At 57.8% G+C, this 20,105-nt stretch carries 13 protein-coding genes; all 13 read left to right on the top strand.

The window, feature by feature from the left end:
- Positions 1 to 42 precede the first annotated feature (42 nt).
- The 13 genes from BI49514_RS11970 to BI49514_RS11905 all read left to right on the top strand — a co-directional run bounded on the left by BI49514_RS11970 (position 43) and on the right by BI49514_RS11905 (position 20,010).
- Positions 43 to 366 carry a hypothetical protein gene (locus BI49514_RS11970; RefSeq protein ID WP_101546762.1) on the top strand — a complete coding sequence of 108 codons (324 nt, stop codon included), beginning with the start codon at positions 43 to 45 and terminating at the stop codon, positions 364 to 366.
- Positions 367 to 401: 35 nt separating this feature from the next.
- Positions 402 to 1,559 (top strand): TrbL/VirB6 family protein, encoded by a 1,158-nt coding sequence (locus BI49514_RS11965; protein WP_101546761.1) that lies wholly within the window; start codon positions 402 to 404, stop codon positions 1,557 to 1,559.
- A gap of 5 nt (positions 1,560 to 1,564) precedes the next feature.
- On the top strand, positions 1,565 to 3,199 hold the full coding sequence (locus tag BI49514_RS11960) for an SCO6880 family protein (RefSeq protein WP_101546760.1): 1,635 nt from the start codon (positions 1,565 to 1,567) through the stop codon (positions 3,197 to 3,199).
- Positions 3,199 to 4,776 (top strand): conjugal transfer protein TraC, encoded by a 1,578-nt coding sequence (locus BI49514_RS16365; protein ID WP_145996218.1) that lies wholly within the window; start codon positions 3,199 to 3,201, stop codon positions 4,774 to 4,776. The genes BI49514_RS11960 and BI49514_RS16365 overlap by 1 nt, the downstream gene beginning before the upstream one ends.
- A complete protein-coding gene (locus tag BI49514_RS11950) occupies positions 4,776 to 6,755 on the top strand; it encodes a type IV secretory system conjugative DNA transfer family protein (protein WP_101546758.1) in 1,980 nt (659 codons plus the stop codon). Before BI49514_RS16365 ends, BI49514_RS11950 begins: the two co-directional genes overlap by 1 nt.
- A 726-nt stretch (positions 6,756 to 7,481) precedes the next feature.
- Positions 7,482 to 8,390 (top strand): hypothetical protein, encoded by a 909-nt coding sequence (locus BI49514_RS11940; protein ID WP_101546756.1) that lies wholly within the window; start codon positions 7,482 to 7,484, stop codon positions 8,388 to 8,390.
- A 610-nt stretch (positions 8,391 to 9,000) separates the two neighbouring features.
- Positions 9,001 to 9,573: a single-stranded DNA-binding protein gene (locus tag BI49514_RS11930; protein ID WP_101546754.1), complete on the top strand. Its 573-nt coding sequence runs from the start codon at positions 9,001 to 9,003 to the stop codon at positions 9,571 to 9,573.
- A 6-nt stretch (positions 9,574 to 9,579) separates the two neighbouring features.
- Complete coding sequence (locus BI49514_RS11925) at positions 9,580 to 10,827, top strand: hypothetical protein (protein WP_101546753.1); 1,248 nt, start codon at positions 9,580 to 9,582, stop codon at positions 10,825 to 10,827.
- Between the two features lie 16 nt (positions 10,828 to 10,843).
- Positions 10,844 to 12,244: a hypothetical protein gene (locus BI49514_RS11920; RefSeq protein WP_145996217.1), complete on the top strand. Its 1,401-nt coding sequence runs from the start codon at positions 10,844 to 10,846 to the stop codon at positions 12,242 to 12,244.
- A gap of 6 nt (positions 12,245 to 12,250) precedes the next feature.
- Positions 12,251 to 13,063 (top strand): hypothetical protein, encoded by an 813-nt coding sequence (locus BI49514_RS11915; protein WP_101546751.1) that lies wholly within the window; start codon positions 12,251 to 12,253, stop codon positions 13,061 to 13,063.
- A 196-nt stretch (positions 13,064 to 13,259) separates the two neighbouring features.
- On the top strand, positions 13,260 to 13,589 hold the full coding sequence (locus BI49514_RS16580) for a hypothetical protein (protein ID WP_115614111.1): 330 nt from the start codon (positions 13,260 to 13,262) through the stop codon (positions 13,587 to 13,589).
- Positions 13,590 to 13,633: 44 nt separating this feature from the next.
- Positions 13,634 to 19,708: a helicase-related protein gene (locus tag BI49514_RS11910; RefSeq protein ID WP_180954383.1), complete on the top strand. Its 6,075-nt coding sequence runs from the start codon at positions 13,634 to 13,636 to the stop codon at positions 19,706 to 19,708.
- Between the two features lie 11 nt (positions 19,709 to 19,719).
- The gene (locus BI49514_RS11905; protein WP_101546749.1) at positions 19,720 to 20,010 is read left to right on the top strand and encodes a hypothetical protein; all 291 of its coding nucleotides are present in this window, start codon (positions 19,720 to 19,722) and stop codon (positions 20,008 to 20,010) included.
- The last annotated feature ends 95 nt before the right edge of the window (positions 20,011 to 20,105 follow it).

Raw genomic sequence — 20,105 nt, 5'->3', positions numbered from 1 at the left:
TCCGGCACAGGGTCGGGGAGTCTCTGAAAGGAAACCGCAGAAATGAACATGATGAAAGCCGAATTCATCAACCACAGCACAGCAGTTCTTGCTCAGGGGTATGACCCAGGTGTGGAACCCCGATTCGACGCACCGTGGATGGGCTTCTTCCGCACCCTCGGCGGTCAGATTCTCGGCACGATCATGGCGTGCATCGTCATCTTCATGGGTATCGCTTTGGCGTTCTGGGTGGCATCCAAGATCGGCGGATCCGGTGCCGGGCAGTCGATGGGAGCTAAGGCCCTGCTGATCGGGCTCGCAGCCTGCGTGATCATGGGTTCGCTCGGTGGTGCGGCCATGTACTTCTCGGGACTGTCACTGTTCTGAGGATTCCCAAGCGCGAGAACCGATGAAAGGCAACGATGTATCTAGCGAAGAAAGATGATTGGGGAGGGCTTCTCGACGGTCCCTGGAAAGACTGGGGAAAGTCGATCCAGGCCCTGATCCAGCAATCAATCGACGGATTCGCAATCGCATCTTGGGAGTTCCTCAAAGGTGCGTTTGGAGTGGGATCGTTCACTCCAGAAGGCGGGGGATCCGACTGGTGGATCGCGGTCATCGGTGGAGAAGTTGAGGTGTACCAGGGCGGTGCCTACCAGCACACCGTGGAATACCCAGGAATGCTCAACGTCATGGTGATCGCCATGATGCCGCTCCTCATCATCTTCCTCGCAATCCAGATCTTCATGTCGATCTACCGGTCTTCAACAGCAGGAATGCTCCGCGCATTTGCCTCCGCAGTGCTGGCCGTCCCGTCAACCTACATCTGCGCCGGCCTTGTGTACCTGGGACTGGTCGGAACTGACGAGTTAGCGCAATGGATTCTGGAAGTGGGCAAGGGCGACACCAGTGGTGATGATGTTGGTGTCGGCGGCATTCTGCGGCTATTCGGACTGTGGTGGGACCCGTCAGCGAATAACGGTGACGGGGGAGTCCAGGTCGACGCAGGCTACGAAATCTGGGCCATGGCAACCGGGACCGATCAGGTAGGCCAGTCCATCCTGCCATGGCTCGTATCGGGCGTAATTCTACTGTCATGCCTGGCACTGATGCTGATGATGCTGTTCCGCACCGTGATCGTTCTCGTGCTGGCGATGTTCACTCCGGTGGGAGTGTTCGCGATGTCGTGGGATGCAGCTAAAGGCATCGCCTCGAAGTGGGCGAGCTTGGTGGTGGCGCTGCTCATGGCGAAGCCAATTGCCGCAGCAGTCACCAAATTCGGCATCACGATGGCATCCATCGGCTCTGACTGGGTTCAGATGGCAGCTGGAGTGGTCCTGGTGATCATCTCGGCCGCGATGCCCATCGTGATGATCAGCATCATTTCGTTCATGACCCCAGACTCGGCACGAATGCTTGAACAGACAGCAGGTAACTACGCAATGGCAGGACAGCGCCGCGTCTATGGAGGCATCAACCAGGCCGGACAGCGAGTGGTCCGAGGAAGCACCAGCGTGGTGAAGAAGTCAGTCGGTGGAACAGCCCGAGCCGGGCGCCGACTCGTGACAGGTGGAAGGTGAAAACAATGACCGCTCAGATTGTCAATGATGAATCCAGCGAATGGGACGGAGCCCGGTTCGGGCGAGAGGAATCCACCGGCGTTGCGTTCGGGATGGACATGCTGCAGATCGTGTTCCTGGGCGTGGGCATGGTCATCATCGTGGTATGCGTAGTCGCCGGTGGTTTCCCCGGTGGACTGATCGCAGCGGCACTGACAGCGGGAGTGTTCGGGGCAATCGGTATTCCTCGAATCTTCGGAAAATCACTGCTCACCTGGGTCCGGGTTATCTTGAGTTCCCAATCACGAAAGCGCACCGGTCAGAACGAATACCTGCCCGAGGAATCCGGTGTCGATGTGGTTGTCGGTGACGAAGGGATTGAGCTCAGTCCAGAATTGGAAGTCATCGATCCGCCGCGTCGCAGTGAAGACACCGGAAGAGACAAGAAAGGCCGGATCAAACCGCTGAAACCGGGTCGGCTGCTGCTTCCGGGCGAGTTCAGCGAGCTGTTGGTTTATCAGATGCCAGGCGGAGCAGCATTCGCCTACGATCCGGTTGCCAAAGAGGGAATTGTGGTCGCCCAAATATCGACCCACAAAGCGTTCGGCCTCGAATCGTTCGAAGACCAGGAGACCAGGCTTCGAGCGTGGGCAGAAGCAGAGGCGACGATTGCGGGAATCGACGGCGTGCTCCGAGTACAGATGGCAGACCAGACGACAATCGCATCAGGTTCAGCCGTGCTCGACCACTACGAGCAGGAAATAAGCAACGCACAGACTGTGGTCGACCCGGATACCGGAGAGACAGTGGAGCAGGCCGGGGAGGCAATTGACCCTTTCCTTCATCAGTCGCTCGTAGACATGCTGGTTGCAGCAGAAGGACGGCCAGTGCATGGAATGTGGATGGCCGTGGTTCTGAGCCAAACGAAGCTGGCCAAGCGCATCCATTCAGCTGGACGCGGCATCCGCGGATTCATGGAAACAGCATTGGTGGCCATGGGTGCCGTTGAGTCGGCACTTCCGGAATCAGGCACAGAGGTCGTTCGGTGGCACTCCCCGCGGTCGTTGGCTGCACTTGTTCGGACCGCCTTTGACCCTGCCGCCTCAGTAGAAATCTCCGAGCGTGAAGATGGAGTCGATGTGGGTGCTGCGGGTCCAATGTGGGCACGCGATTCGTTGGCGACGTTCGCATCCGAGGGAGCTATTCACCGAACCTTTAAGGTCTCTGAATTCCCTCGGTCACAGGCACAGCTCGGGTTCTTGCAAAACTTCATCTTCTCGGGAGATTTCCGGCACACAGTGAGTGTGTACATGAAACCGCGAGATATCGGTAAAGCGTTGAAGACGAATGAGCGGTCGAAAGCGACGTGGACATCAAACGCGACGTTGCGAGACAAGCTGGGCAAGCAGACGACTCTCCGGCACGACCGACAGCTCGAAGACTTGAGCCAAGAGGAAAGCGAACTGGAGCGGGGCCATGCGGCTCTGAAAATGACGGTGATGGTGACCGTGTCGGCATTCAGCGAAGAAGAGATGGACGCAAGCGTGTCGCAGTTGAAGACTGCGGCGGCACGCGCGAACTGTGAACTTCGAGTGATGTACGGACAGCAGGACAGCGCATTCATGGCAGCGGCGACCCCGCTGGGGAGGCTGAATATCTGATGGCGAAGAAACAGAACGTATTTGCATTCGTTGATGGAGATAAGAAGGCGCGTAAACGGCAGTCCCGGATCATCCGAATGGTAGGGATGGAAGCCGAACGCCGCCTTGCAGAAGAGAATCCGACGCGGGACCTTAAAGCCGGATTCCCGAAGCGCAAGTGGGGATCGGGTGGCCAGCCACGCAAGCAGTCAGGACGAGGAGCGAGGACTGTGCGCGACGGAGGCGTCAAGGTCGCCGGGCATACAGCGGCCACGGCTTATCCTTTCTGTGCGGGGCCAAACCTCGGCACGTTCGGGCCTCCGATTGGCGTGGACTTGTTCGGTGGGGGAATGTTCTGCATCGACCCCTGGGATCTATACCGGCGAGGAATCATCTCGGGTATGGCCATGCTCTTGTTCGGAACTGTGGGCACTGGAAAATCATCTTGTGCGAAATCGTGGTCATCGCGACTCGTCCAGTTCGGTAAGAAACTCGCGGTAGCGAGTGATCTGAAAGGGGAGTGGACTCCTGTCATCCAGCGTCTCAATGGACGCGTTATTCAGATCGGGCCAGGTCTGCCGACACGGCTGAACCCATTGGAAGAAGGAGTCCGTCCCTCCATTGACCGAATGGGTAACCCGATGACCGACGAGGGCTGGGACATGATGGTTCGGACTCGTCGTCTGTCGATTCTCGAAACAATCGTGAAGATTCTGACGGGACAAGCGGAACTGACTCCTGCCGAGCACGCGGCGTTGGAGGACGGAGTTGAGGGCGCTGCCGATATTGCTAAAGAGGCCGGCCGGATGATGATCGTTCCGGACGTGGAGGCCGCGCTCAAGAAAGCCCAGGAAACTGCACCGCCGTTGATTGCCGATGCCTGTGAAGTGTTGGGGTTGTCTCTGCGCCGGTTGTCCACGGGTGACGTGGCGGGAATGTTCGATGGTCTGTCAACGGTGACGTTCGACGGTGACCTCCCTGCTGTTTCCATCGACACAGCGGCACTTCGCGGTGCGACTCAGACCGGACGCAGGGTGGCCTCGGCGTGCTGCGGTACGTGGATCGAGGCAATGGTCACGAATCCTGATGGAGGCCAGAGACTTGTCGTTTATGAGGAGGGCTGGGACGCGGTAACTTCACGGGCTGATCTTCAGCGGATGGTCGAGAACTGGAAGTTGGCGCGTGACTACGGCATCTTCAACATCCTGATCTTGCACAAAGTCTCGGACCTGAACATGGCTGGCGACCAAGGATCCCAGATGGCTGCAATGGCGAAATCACTGCTCGCGGACGCTGATATCAAAGTGATCTACCGACAGGACGCGGCCGCGTTGCGTTCCACAACAGAAGAACTGGAGCTCAACGACAAGGAACGTTCAATGTTGAAGTCATTGGAAAAGGGAACTGGTCTATGGCGGCTGGGACAGAAGACGTTCCACGTGCGAAACGATCTCACCGAAGAAGAAGTTCCACTGTTCGACACTGACCAGCGTCTTCGCGCTTCCGGAGAAGACAAGGACGGACAACCATTGATCACGGCAGGCGGACAGAGTTTCACTGACTGGGCGGCACCAGACGCGGGAAAGGATGTTGCGTGATGGGACTTTTCCAAGAGCGGGAGAACCAGATGACGGCGACGTCCCGAGAAGACATCATCCTCTATATCGTGGGCGGCTTGATCGGAGTCCTGGGTTTGTTGACGGGTGCGGCGATGCTCGTGAACAGGATTGCGTGCGGGGCTTGGGCAGCACCTTCTGGTGTGTTCGACGTGTTCAGTTTCTTCGGCACCGGGGATGCATCGGTGTTCGGACAGACAACAGAGGGTTGCGCCGCACCCGGCGGCGCAATTGTGACCGTGTGGGTCATTACACTTATCCTGGTCGTCTCCGGGGCCATTGTGGGCGTGATCAAGTACCGGGAGTATTTGGAATCAGATGGGTACTTCGTCAAGAGGCTTCGGGAACGGCGCGGTGTAGCGAAGCGTCGTGAAGTGAATAAGGCGATGGGGCACAAGGCTGCGGTCAAGGTGGTCGGGAAGGTGCGACCAACTCTGAAAGAGAAGCCGCTACCGGAGAAAGCGAACATTGAATTCGGATACTCCGAGGGTATTCAGTCGTGGATCGCTCTCGAGGAATCAATCGTGTTCATCGGGCCACCACGGTCCGGTAAAGGCGTGAACATTCTCGTCAAGGCGATCATCGACGCCCCAGGGCCAGTGATCACGACGTCCTCACGGGCTGACAACTACGCAATGACAGCGGCGATCCGCGCAAAGCGGGGGCCGGTGACACTGTTCGACCCGCAGGGACTGACGGGGAAGCCGACAACACTTAAATGGTCACCTATCACAGGGTGCGAGACGGCACGAGTGGCGAACCAGCGTGCAACGTCGTTGGTGTCGGCTGCCGGTCTGAGCGAAGATTCGTCGAATTCGGAGTGGCGACCACCAGCAATCGGCATCATGCAGGCACTACTTCACGCGTGTGCCCTGGCCGGGGAAGGCGTCGACACGCTCATGAAATGGGGCACTTCTCCCGCCGAAGCTAAAGACGCAGTGAAAATTTTGCGAGAGCACGAAGAAGCAGGTCGTGCTGCCCGTGGTTGGGCAACCAGTTTAGAATCCGAAATCGAGTCGGACCCGAAAATGCGAACAAACAAGTGGTTCGGAGTCGCGAACGCAGTCGGAGGACTGAGCGTCGATAACGTGCGCGACGTGATGAATCCGAAGACCAAGGACGAAGAATTCAACATCGATGAATTCATCCAGAAATCGGGCACCCTGTACATCGTGGGAACCAAGACGGGCGGATCCTCGGCCGGACCATTCCTCGTGGCGATGATGGACGCCATCACAGAACGGGCACGTGAAATCGCAGCCAAGAGCGAGGGCAACCGTCTCGACCCGCCGATGATGTTGGTCCTCGATGAGATCGCGAACATCACCAAGGCGTGGGAAGGCCTTGTACCTCTCATGGCTGATGGAGGTGGTGTCGGTATCTGCGTGATGGCGGTGTTCCAGTCCATGGCGCAGGTACGGAACTCGTGGGGTGAGCAAGCGGCGTCAGCCATCTTCGACGCAGCGACTGTGAAAATTCAGCTCGGAGGCGCGTCAAACACCCAAGACCTCGAAGTGCTGTCGACACTGGCAGGCCAGCGTGAAGTGGTGCGCTCGTCAAAGACACGGCAGAAAGATGGGTCGAGCGTTTCAGACCAGCTTCATGAAAAGAAGGTCTTTGAGGTGTCGGAGCTGCACCGCCTGCCTTTCGGTTGGGCTGTCGTGTTTTTCCGGAACAACCGTCCCATGCTGATGAAGCTGACCCCGTACTGGAAGTCGAAGTACGCAGAAGAAATCAACATGACGAAGAAGCTGTACGCACAGTCACTCCTCGACGAGGGAGAGGAAGACTCCTGGGAGAAGCACCTCGGCTCGATGGAAGACGGAGAAATTGTCGCGAGCGAAGTCGTCGACACTGACGAAGCCACAGGCGAGGTCCGGCAGGAGCCGGAGGCGAAGACCGACGACGAACAGCCGAGCAATGAGGACTCGGCGGACAAACCGTCGATCACGATGTTCTGAATCGGGTGATGCAAGATGAGTCGGCTGAGTCTCACCAGGACTGGATCGAGCAGCTACCAAAAGGGGTATCTGCAGTCTCAACAATGGCACTGGAGACGGCGACGGTGGTTCCGTGACCGCCGGTCAGCCGGATTCGAACCAGCCTGCCAGGTATGCGGATTGCGATTGGAAGACACAAAAAGTCTTGATCTGCACCACGTCTCGTACGACGGAGTGGTGGATAAGGGAGACGGAACGTGGGCGGCGAAAGAAGCAGATGAGGATCTGATGCCGTTGTGCCGGGAACATCATCAAGCGGTGCACCGGCTGATGGACAGGAAACGCGAGTTTCACGGATGGAATCGACGGAGAGCAACGCTCGTGATCGTCACATTCCTTCGAACACGATGGGAAGAACAATGACAACGAACATTGCAAACGGAGGAACAACGATGGGAACGAACGGCAGTCGACCCATGTTGTGTGAGGTTTGCGGCAGATTTGCGGAGCTCGATTGGCACTCGATCACGACGGACCACGAAAGCGTCGAAGAGTGTGCTGCATCCGTTAACAGTGGTGGAGCTGGGTACTGGCTGTGTTCGGAACTTTGCCACACCACGGCCCATGAGCTGATGAAAGAAGAATGCGGGGATGGAAAAGCCGCGAAAGTGATCGGGTCGATGATACGGAGACTCGCGGAAGCTGTGTGTGCGAATGCACGAAAATATCAGAAGAGGGGCGGTAACGATGGTCGATGACAACGAGGTGCAACCTGAATCCGAAGAAGAAGTTGACCCCAGTGATCTGGACGCGCTGCTCGAAAGGGTCACACGACCGGACCAGGTATACGAAAACACGACGGAATCGTACTTAGACCCAGGTCTGATGGGATTGGCTGAGGAGCCAGAATATCCGGCATGGTTGGGTCTTCGGTGGCGGGAAATCCCAGTCGAGCTACAGCAAGAAGCATGGGTCGGCCTCCGACGATGGGTGGACTGGTTGATTGCGGAGTTCAAGATCAACAAGGCAGTAATACCGGGATGCTGGTTCCGCCATTCCGAAATCGTGGCCGAACTCCATGCGGCGATGAACCTTGAGTACAAAACATGGGAAGAAGGCGCACCAACGGTCAACGCAATGTGGATGTGGCTACCCCAGCTCCAACAGATGATGATGCGCCTACGTGAGCAGGTCAAGGAACTCGGCAGCTGCGCTGACGGGCAGCATAAAGAGCCGGACCCTGTGCAGCGAGACTATGACGAAGACCTTTGGGAACGGACGGTGTTCACACGAGTCGAGACGAAGACGGTTGAACGACCCGGTGCCGATGCCGAAGCAGAATACGTCCGGGTCAGAGTTGTCGATGACAACGGAGAGATCGTCAGCGAGTCGAACGTCGGTGGAGCGGGTCCAGTGAGAAAAGCCCGAGGCGAACGGACATCAGTGCTGACCGGCGACGGAGTGCCCGGTGGGACTGACGCGATCCTGACGTTGAAGACCGAGCAGTTCCCAGAAGCGGCCGACCTGATTTGGGAACGGTCGGATGACGAAATGGCAACGTGGTCAGGATTGGAAGAGAAAGAGGACGAGAACAGCGGGGAGAACCAGCCACCAGAAGATGAGGAAACGATGGGACCGGGAGACGAAGAACGATGACGGATACATGGCATCAGGAGAGCCAAGGAGGATACGTGTCTCGTGAATGGTGTATGTCGTTCTGGCCGGTAGAACATGGGGGATTCGAGAATAAGGTGTTTGGATTGGGACTGGTTCTTCAATGCCAGCGCCCCGTCGATGTCCCAGAAGTGGCGAGTGAGTGGCTGAGAATCAGTTATGACCCCGGGGAGGGATTCCATTTGAGGTCTCGCAGGGAGGGCCGCGAGTGGCGCGACGATTGGTCACTTACCGGTGTATTCGCTGTGACGAGGTGGGGTGCACCAAGGTCACAAGTGATCGACGGGCTGACGTTTGATGAAATCGTTTCTTGGCACGGTGGAGAATTCCCGAAGGTTGATTCGTTGGAATCGCTGACGGTGGCGGTCTCCGAAGCCCCCGTCACCGGAATCAGAGTGCCAGCCAGTCTGGGGCATTGAGTGAGAGATCCATCTCGAACGGCAGAAAGCGGCGACCAAGTAATGGTTGCCGCTTTCATCTGTATTCGCCTTGGTCTTCGGAAAATGTTTGTCACTCTACGGGGGTGTGCGGTGGTCACGTACTCCGGGTGAGTCGCAATAAGGCGGCTACCGAACAAGGGAGAGTGACCACAATGGCCGAGAAACGCACCATCAGCGGAAACGTCGCAGCCGATCCCGAACTGAGGTCCGCGCCGGACGGAACGCAGTTCGCCGCGTTCCCGGTGATGGAGAACAAACGCTACAGAGACCCAGAAACAAACGAATGGAAAGACGCCAAAGCAACTCGATACGAAGTTACGGTCGACAACGCGAAGCTCCGTGACAACATCATGGCCTCTCTGGAAAAGGGCCAGCGGGTAGCAGTGAACGGCAACTATGTACCGAAACCATTCGTGGATAAGAAGACCGGGGAACAGCGAGTCGGACACAAACTGTATGCACACGACGTAGCGGCGAGCTATATGCATGAGCCCCAAGGTCGGGGCAGAATTGCGCCTGGTAGGGATGTGCAGCCGGAAGTGAATCAGAACGTGTCCGGTCCGGGGGTGGAACAAGGCGGTGCGCCGGCTTGGGGCACAGCCCCGGACCCATACCCACAGCATTCGCAACGGTTCGCTGATCGAGGCCAGCCCGTTCACCAACAGCAGCAGTCGTACGCTCCACCTAGTCCGGACCAGACTCCGGATGTGGGAATGGATCGGTGATCAGGCATGGCGGATCTTCAGGAGCAGATGATCAAGCATGCAGATGCTCAAGTCCGTTCGATGCGCAGTCGCATGGTGCACGCCTTGGCGGACGCGCATGAACGGCTGATGATCAGTCCAGCAGACGAACGAGGTTCCATCGCATGGGACCTCCTTCAGAAGCTGGAGACTGCAGCCACGGATGAAAGCGTTGCATCTGCGGTCGAAAACTATCAGACAGTCAGCGAACTTTCCGTGGATCCGGATGTGCAGGAAGAGATGAGCGCACGGGCAGAGGAACTCCGGGGATTCTCCGAGGCGTTTGAGGGCGCGAGTAGTTATGAGCGGCCGTGGCTGGCCGGACTATCAACCACAACGGCAGAAGTGGTCCGGCCCGAACTGCTTGAGGAATTACGGAGCACTCCGAGTTGGCGACTGACTCAGCAGGCAAGTCTGGAAGCCGGGGTGTCGTGTATGCCACCGGACCCCGCAAAGTGGACAGCTGCAGATCGAGGGGGTTTCCAACGAATCGAGGCCTATAAGCGAGACGCAGACGTGTGGAGACGGCAGGACTATGGCCCGTGGGAAACGAACGAAACGGAAGAGTTACCGGCTGGCGGCGTTCTACGAGACGAGGTGGGGAAACGACTTAAACAGAGTTGCTTGCGTACCGACGGGAACAGTCTCGCTGTTTCGGACGCGCGTGCTCGTGCCGAGCTTGTGCTCATGGAGGGGACTGGCGCAACGAGCAATTGGTGGGCACTGAATCAAGGGATTCCTACCGATGTGGACTCATTCCCAGCTCCGAACAAATCTCTCCAACAGGAACCGGATGTCACAGTGACGATGACACGTCCGGAATGGGAAAGAGCTCGGACATATATGGGCAAAGAGCATGAGGCGTTGACGTCTGTGGACGATCATTCAGTGCAGATCGTGATGGGCGCCCAGCAGCTCGAAGAATTGAAAGACCGTACGGAAATAACCAAATGGTCAGCTGTTTCGTATGCACAGAAAATCCATGATCGATTCCTGGTGAGGATGGAAGCTGACGAACCGGCGGCGGAGGATCGACGCGAAGTTGCTGATATCGATGCTGAGGCCAAACAAGTAGTCAGCAAATGTGATGCGTTGACAGAAGCTTTGAATAACGCTCGAGCAGTGCCAGTGCACAGCGCAGGTCAAACAGTGCTGGGTGTGAAACGTGAACAGGTTTACATGACAGCCGGTCCGAGGACGGCGGATGCCTCTGCCACCGTCGATATGGGTCGATGAACGGGAAGGTATGAGGATGAACAACGACGGACTGAAACTGCTCCACCAGGACCTTGCGGCCTCTCCTCCGGGAGAGGCCATGCGGCTGGGAATTGTCGGAAATAGCCCCGAGGACGTGTCCCTGCGATGGGAACGATGGAACGAGTTGGCGGACTACGAACGGCAATTGCAAAAGCAGGAAGAAGAAGCCGGAAGTGATCGCGGGGACAGAATCTATGGCCTAGCAGACGTTGGAGATGCCTACGGAGACCTCGACCGGCTCAAGTCATCGCCAACGCTTGTCTGGCAGATGGAAAACCACATCGGTCAGGGACGTAACGAAGTCGATGACGGAGTTCTGGAACGCGTAGTCGAAGATGCGATAGCCGACGCTCGCAATCCGAACCGCACTGAGAGAGTCCCAGCACGCGGCGATGCTTCACGGTGGTGGGAAGACGAACACGACACCTATGTCGGTTCGGGCGAGAGCAACGGCAGTCCGATGGACCTGCTCGAAGCTGATGAAACGGTAATGCTACTTCGGCGTCGGATCATCGATGCCCTGGTTCATGCACAGGAGATGGCGCGCCAGCCACAGCAAAGAGCCGAGGCCGAACGTTATGTGAAACAGGAGATGACGGCGGCAAACGAGCACGTGGAAGTGGCAGCACGAAAGTACTTGTCAGCCGCACGAGGGTTTCGAGAGACGCTTCGGGATGAGCACGTCCCGGAATCTGTGCACGAGGTGTTCGAAGTCAACGAACGCGTAGCGGCAAGCCGGGGCGCGGCGATGATCGCGTACTCAGCGGCTCTGCACCAAGGGGCGCAACGGACAGCACCGTTTATGGCTGGAGTCCGGCGCAGTCTGTCAGAGCGCTTTCCTCACCAGGTCAACGACATCATGGCCAGCAAAGCGGGTCGATTAGCTGAGAAATCCAGTGTCGAGAGCGCGCTGCGGCTGACCCCGAAGAACCCGGCCACGTGGTATCCCGACGTGGACAAGACAGGCGACCAAGTGCGCGAATATGTGGAAGCGTCGTTCGAGCGAGACCAGCTGGATTGGGACGAGATGACGGCGCGGCGACATGTCCCGCGGACTGCGACTCTGCGCGGCCAAGGACTCGGCATGGCGTGCTATGACGTGATGAGCTCAGAACAGAAAGAGGTGAGCGATCGCTGGCGGCGCTTGTCGAATGTAGAGCGAGAGAGTCTGGACGATGGTGGGGTCAACAGCCGCATTGCACACGAGTACTCACGCATGATCGGAATTCCGGAGATGCCTGCGCTGGGGTTGGAAGACCGGTCCAAGATTCCCTCCGAGAGTCTGCGCGTTCAGAAGTCGATGATCGAGCGCACCCATACCCCCGAGAGCGTGTACTCAGTCGAACCGCCCACGGTGACGACGGTGACAGAAACCACTGTCGAAAGAGAAGGGTGAAGACACATGGTTGAAAGCTCCGAGGCAGAAGTCCGGGACCGGTTGAGTCTGAGACTGCGGCTGGTAAGACAGCTGGGCGAGCGGGTCACGCAGTCACCGCAGACCCAGCTCGAATATAAGGAAGACCTGCGCACTCTGCTGAGCGGTCAGGCGCAAGATGCGCAGAGAGCTGCGGAACTGATGGTCGATGAAGCTCCTGCCGAAGCGGGAGTGATGGAGCGGTACGCCGACGCGCTCGTCGCGGCGAACGATTCGAGAACCGGTGGACAGGAGTGGGCGATCATCCAACGCGCGGCGCGAGACGAAATGTCTGCCGAAGCGTTGAATAAGTTCGAGAACGACGAGGATATTTATGTGACCAAGGCCGCGAGCAGAGAAGCGGCGTTGATGTCGTGGACACCCACCGCAGGAGCAGAACAGGTGGAGGTCGCGCTGGACCGGTATTGGGACGCATACGAGAAGCAGGACGAAGCGTGTACGTATGACCTTGGTAGCGAGGGGAAACGCTACGACCGCGCCAGCGTCGTTTCCCGAGCGTGGACGAAAGCGATGTCAGGGGCCGACCTATCAGCGCATCTGAAAGCAGAGACCGAGCGGACCTCGGCAATCATGGATGACCGAGATTCCCCACGCGGTCAGCTGGCCGGTCAGATCATGGCCATCTCCCGGTCGACCGGAGTGCACCAGGAACGAGCGTGGGATCAATGCATGGGCCGCGAACGGACGCGACTGGATACGAAGACCAGCCCGGACATGAGCATGATGCCCGGTCAGGCGGTGACCGGACCGGCCACGGACAGCACCGGTATTGACCGGTGACCAACAGAACGGCAAGTGCAACAAGCAATTAGATATTGACAAATAGAACGAATGTTCTATTATATGGAGTAAGGAAGAATGGCAGAAAAAGGATTCGATGATTCTGAGGGGTTGTTCGACCTCATCTTCTCGGAAGAGAGTGATGTACAGCCAGTATTGAGCGTCAAAGAGAATTTGGTAGCGCAGCCAGGAGAGAATGCAGGAGCAGGTGAGGGCAATGGCCGAGGGCCGGAGGATTCGGGAGTACGTGGAGACGTTCGCCCCGACGAAAGCACAGACTATCCAGAACCCGGACGAGCACTACGCGGCGATGTTCGAGGAATACGTGACGAGGAGGTCGGAGGTGATCGCAGAGCTGGAGCCGGAGGGGAAGCAGGCGACGGACGAGGAACGAGCGAATCCGTTGCTGCTGATGGGCAAGAGCCGGGCGAACCGGAAGCAGGCCGAGGAAGTGGCCTGGCAAGAGGTCGTTCTGGATCGGTATCCACCGGAGGTCGACGAGACGGGGACTCCGTTGGAGGATTGACCCCGGCAAACGGAGTCGATGCATCACCCACCGTAGAAGTGTCCGTGACCGGACAAAAGGAGGGACCGGTCACGGACACTTCGCATGTCCAGGAAGAAGCGGACGGCGGGGACGGACAGGAAGTGACCGGGCCGGTGTTCCGCATGGACATGGGCGAGGAGTATGTTCCGTCCGGCCCGAAAGCTCGCTTCCAAGCGAACGTGGCCGCAATTGAGCGCGTCCGGTCACTGACCGAGACCGGGCGGACCGCGACCGGACAAGATCAGGAAGTGTTGGCCGGGTGGTCATCCTGGGGCGCTGTTGCTGATGTGTTCGATGAGACTAAGAGCAACTGGGCTGCCGAGCGTGAACAGCTACGGGAACTTCTGACAGAAGACGAGTGGGAAGCGGCCCGAGCAACCACCATTAATGCCCACTACACGGCACCGGCCATCGTGGGGGAGATGTGGTCAGCACTTCAGAAGCTCGGTCTCAACGAGGGCAAGGTTCTCGAACCAGGATGTGGCTCGGGCAACTTCATCGGCACCGCTCCGGACTCGATGGACATGGTGGGAATCGAACTCGACCCGATTTCAGCTCAGGTCGCCGGATACCTGTACCCAAACGCCGAGGTACGCAATGAGTCGTTCGGAAAAACTCTGGTCCGCCCCGACCAGTTCGATGCGACAATAGCGAACGTGCCGTTCGGCAACTTCCCTGTCTTCGACCCATCGTGGAACCCCGGCGAACGATTCTCAATCCACAACTACTTCATCCGAAAAGCAGTCGGAGGGCTCCACGAAGGCGGCATCGGCGTGATGATGACGTCAGCGTTCACGATGGACTCACAGAACCCGGCGTTCCGGGCCGAAATCAGCCGCGAGGCAGACCTGCTTGGCGCGGTGCGACTACCGAACGGGACACATCGACGTACTGCCGGGACAGAAGTGGTCACGGACGTGCTCGTGTTCCGGAAACGAATGGAGGGCGAAGAACCAACCCCGGAGACACTTCGGTGGGTGAAGTCGACCCCGACACAGATCGGGAATGCAGGTGGCCGGCTACTGCTGAACCGGTATTTCCAAGATCACCCCGAGAACGTGCTGGGCGAACTCGAGATATCCACCTTCCGTGACACACAGATCGATGTGAAGACCGACAACCTCGCCGCTGTGCCGGAGCAGCTGAGGGACAGACTGGCGGCGATAGTCGATGCCGCCGAGGAACGGGGACGGACGTATGTGGCCCCAAGCCCCGAGGTCCTGGCAGCACGTGAACAGTCAGTCGCCGTGGATCTGAATCCAGGACAGTGGCCAGGAACGCTGTTGGAGCGCGAACCCGAGAGTTTCGTGCGCGTGATCGACGGAGAAACCGTCGAGGTCAAGGTTCCGAAAAACGCAATGGACGAAGTCCGATCATTGATGGATCTACGCGACCGGGCATCGGCCTTGATCGAGGGCCAAGTCGCAACACCTGTCGATACGGAAGAACTCGTGGCTCTGCGAGAAGAAACGAGAGAGGTGTGGGCGAAACACGTAGAGAGATTCGGCCCGATCAACCGGCACCGGACGCGCTGGCAGACGAAGATCGTGCGGAATGATGACACGGGCGAAAAAGAGCGAGTCCGAGTGCAAGTGCGTGTCGACCCGACCCCCGCGAAGATTATGCGAGATGACCCATTGTGGTCACTCACTAAGGCCCTTGAGATCTATAACGACGAGACCGAAGAAGCGGTGGCAGCCGATGTGCTGCATCAGCGAACGGTGGAGCAGAATCGTCCTTTGCTGGGAGCGGACACGGCAGAAGAAGCCCTGGGACTGTGCTTGGATGCTCGCGGACGGGCGGAACTCGACCGTATCGCGAATCTGCTGGGCACCGACGAAGATACAGCACGGGCGGAACTCGGTGCTCTGGTCTTCGACGATCCTGAAACGGCTCGCCTGGCTACGCGCGCGGAGTATCTTTCAGGGAACGTTCGGACCAAGCTGGAGGCTGCTGAAAGAGAGGCTGAAGGCGATGACCGGTACAAGGTTAACGTTCAAGAGCTGCAGAAAGTCATCCCCGAGCCCATTGGGCTGGAAGACATTACCCCAACGATTGGTGCGGTATGGATTCCGGCAGAGGACCACGAAAGATTCTTGCGCGATATTGCACAGGACAGGTTGGCAAAGGTGCATAAGGCTGGCGCTGGGTTCTGGGAAGTCGAGCATGGTGGTAGCAGGCGCACGGTCGAGGCTGCATCTCAATGGGGAACAGAGAGGATGCCGGTCTATGACATTTACCGGAAGTTGCTGTCCGGAGCAGAAATCACAGTCATGGACACTCTCGAAGACAAAACTCGAGTGTTGAACGCTACGGAGACAGAAGCGGCGAGAGCGAAGGCCGACGAAATCGTGGAGCGTTTCGAGGACTGGGTGTGGGAAGACCCGGAACGGTCCGAGCGTCTGGTGGCTGAGTACAACCGGCGGTTCAATTCGTTGGTGCCCCGCGATTACGAACCAGAAGCGGAGCGACTGAAGTTGCCCGGACTAGTTGATGACTATGTCCCGCACCCACATCAAAAGACGGCAGTGGCGCGAATCATTGCCGAGCCGGCGGTGGGACTGTTCCATGTCGTGGGTGCTGGTAAAACCGGTGCTGCGGTGATGGGAATGATGGAGCTCAAGCGGCGAGGGCTGGTGTCGAAACCGGCGGTGCTTGTACCCGGACACATGCTGGAGCAGTTCACGCGAGAGTGGCAGGAGATGTATCCCAATGCGAAGTTGCTGTCAGCAGGCAGTGACGATGTGGCCGCGAAAGGAGGAAATCTCAACGCACGGCGAGCGTTCATTGCCAAAGCCACAACTGGAGAGTGGGACGGCATCATCATGACTCACTCAGCTTTCCGGCTGCTGGGTGTGAAACCCGACACCGCGAAAAACTACTTCCGAGATATCACGGCCGAATTGGACGAGGCCCGAGTTGCTATGGAAGAAGCGACTGGCCGGGACAACAACCGAACAGTGAAGAACATCGAAAAGGCGAAGAAGACGCAAGAAGCGCGTCTGGAAAAGATACTTGCGAAGGCCGATGAGACGAATCTGTCGTTCGAAGACACCGGCATCGACTACTTGACGGTGGACGAAGCACACGAGTACAAGAACCTGCACACACCAACATCAATTGCAGGAGCGTTCATCGAGGGGTCGCAGAAGGCTACTGATCTGGAGATGAAGATTGGCTACCTGCGGGACACATATGGTGAGCGTGTCGTGACACTGGCCACAGGAACACCGATTGCGAACTCGATCAGCGAAGCTCACGTGATGTCGAAATTGTTGCGACCGGATCTGTTGGAGGACGCGGGAGTGAAATCGTTCGATCAGTGGGGTTCGACGTTCGGGGAGACAGTGACCCGTATCGAGCGAGATGCTGCGGGCCGACTGAAGCAGCGGACACGTTTCGCGAAGTTCAAGAATGTGCCGGAGATGTTGTCCTCCTGGCAGCAGTTCGCAGACGTTCGACGGAGTGAAGATCTGAATCTGCCGGTGCCGGACCAGGCGGTCAACAGTGACGGGGAGCGTCGTCCGGAAATGGTGATCATCCCGCGAACGGAGACTCACGCTAAGTACATGGAATACCTCGAAGAACGGTTGGACCGACTGAGCGGTCGGCCCGAGAAAGGAGCAGACAATCATCTGACGGTGTATAACGACGGGCGGAAAGTCGCCCTCGACCCGAGGATGGTTGGCGAGGAATTCAGCGGGGACGTAAAGATCAATTATGTCACTCGCCGCGTGGCCTCGATCTGGCGGGAGAACCGGGACAACGAATACCTGGTTCCAGGAACCGCGGAAGTTTCGGAGAACAGGGGTGCATTCCAGATCGTGTTCTGTGACTTGTCGACCCCGAACGATGACGAGTGGAACGCCTACGACCAGATGAAGTCGGACTTGGTGACACGACACGGTATGGAGCGAGACCGAATTCGGTTCATCCACGACGCGAAAGACGATGAGCAGCGAGCCGAGCTGTTTAAAGCCGCGCGAGAGGGTCGGGTCGACGTGCTGATCGGGTCGAGCCAGAAAATGGGAACTGGCGCAAACATTCAGGCCCGAGCGATTGCTATGCACCACGTTGATTGCCCCTGGCGACCGGACCAACTGGAACAGCGTGAAGGTCGAATTCTGCGTCAAGGCAACCAGAATGACGAGGTCCAGATCTACCGGTACGCAACGGAGAACACGTTCGACTCGACCTCATGGGACATCATCGGACGAAAAGCGACCGCGATTTCGCAGGTGATGCGAGGACGATTGGACGTGCGCGAACTCGATGACCCCGGCGATCTGGCATTGGATGCACAACAGATGATGGCCGGGTCATCGGGCAACCCTCTGCTCGTGGAGCGCACCGAGTTGGACGTGACCGTTCAGAAACTGTCACGGCGTGCACGAGGCCACGACAAGGCACAAGCCGCATTGAAGTACCGCCGTAGCTCAGCAGAACAACGGCTCGAACAGGTGGCAAAGCGTCTACCCGATGTGGAAGCCGCGATCGCTCGACGTATCGACACTCGGGGCGATTCTTTCCAAGCAACGGTCGCCGGCACGAGGTATGAAGACAGAAAAGACACCTCGGAAGCGATCCTGGGATTGATTCGCTCGACCTCCCGGCCAGGGGGAGGAATGATCAATGGTGAAGGAAACCGTATTGAGATGGGCGGATTCATTGTCGACATGAGCTTCGACTTCAACGAAAAGATGGAGCGAAAGGTTCTGCTGACACCAGCCGACACCGGAGCTCACCCCGACTCGGTTCAGGTCGAACTCGATTACGAAGCCGTTCTCGACGAGAGAAGCGAAGTCGGTGGGAACGTTGCGCAGTTGATTGAGAACAAGATCAGCGGTCTCGACCGCGTGAAGGAACGGCTCCTGAAGAATCGTGAGGAAGCCGAATCCATTCTGGAAAGTGTCGACGGACAGCTCGGAAAACCGTTCAAACACGCGGAGGAACTCGAAGATGCACAGTCACGATTGGCAGAAATTGATCGGAAGATCAAACAGATGCAGGCGGAAGAAGACCGGAAGAAGCAGCGCGAGACGTCAGACCGGCCAGCACGCGAATCATTAGAAGTTGGTGGCAAGAATGCGGAACGGGACTCCGAATATGCTGCTACAAATTATCCGAACGAGCACGCGGGGGTAGAAGCAGAAGCACAGGCGAAGTCAGAGCAGGCATTGACACAGTTAGTGTCGGAGTTGGGAACTCTGAATGAGAGGGTGAAAGACCCGATGGAGAGAGCCAGCGCCACTGACGGATTTTGGAACGGCACGCGAAAAGTAGAGGAGCTGCTGGACGAAGCACGCCAACGGTTCGTGGTCGCGAGCCAGTTGCAGGACAACAGTGATCAGGCCCGTCGAGCAGTTGAAGCGGCGAGAGCGCGAGAGAGTGCCGTGGAGATGATCCGTGAGGCTCGGGAAGCACGTGTCGCTTCGTTCAACGTGTTGCAACGGTACGTGGACGAACGGTTGCCGGGGCATGGACAGGCCATTGTCGGAAGCGATGCGTTTCGTCGGGCAGATCAGGCGAGTATCGAGCGCATGGTGCAGGCGGTGCGATACCTCCCCGCGGTCGACACAGAATCCACGAAACGGTTACAAAACGCGGTAGAGGACTATCAGGGAGCGGTGGAGCGTTTCACGGCAGGCAACGCCGAAGCGAATGAACGGCTTGGAAAGAATATGAGGGGGGCCGCATTGGGAGAGGAAATTTACAGCCGTCTCGATGCGACTGAGAAGAAGTTGATCACAGCGCGTTGGAAGTCGATGCGAGAAGCGTTAAGCGAACTGCCACAGGAGTCGGCAATGAAAGTCGAAGCGTGTCTGCGTGGAGGTGAAACGAACGAGATCGTTGAGAAATGGAGGACCGAAAGTCCGCGAGCAGCGTTCGGCCTGGCCGACGTGGAGGGGTTGAGGCAGGGAATTCCGTCTATGCCACCACATGGGTTGAATCCACACGAGAAGGGCGTAACCACGGAAATGATGGTGAACGCACAGAGGAACGACCGGAAATCTGCAACACTGAGAACAGACATAGTCGGGCAAGGCACGATGACGGCACCGGATGCACCTGGACCGGGAACCCCTGGGCTGGAGTGAATGAGAGGAAGATGATGACTACAACGGAAAAGTTCTTCGCACTTGGCCCTGTTGCCGAGGAAAAGACCGCCATCGAAGAGCGTTTCGGCACCGTGGTTTGGAATAATGCGGCGGGGGCGAATGTCGAGCTGAAGAGTGGAGAACGGCATCAGTTTGCGGGACTGTGCATTGAGAAAAAAGATGAGGCTACGAGATGGCCAGCAGAGTATGAAACGCAATATGCGGTTGTCGACGGGGCATTGCAAGTGCAGCTGGAGACGATTCAGCGCAGGGGACTGATGCAAAGAAAGGTGACAGTTTGAGTGTCAAGCTGCGAGAGCAGCTGGCTCTATGATTGCTTCGTACTCTACTGGTGTCAATCGACCCAACCGGGCTTGTCGGCGACGTCGGTGATATG

It is taken from the genome of Brevibacterium iodinum ATCC 49514, from assembly GCF_900169265.1.
Lineage (GTDB): Bacteria > Actinomycetota > Actinomycetes > Actinomycetales > Brevibacteriaceae > Brevibacterium > Brevibacterium iodinum.
This window is presented reverse-complemented; position numbering and strand designations above follow the sequence as displayed.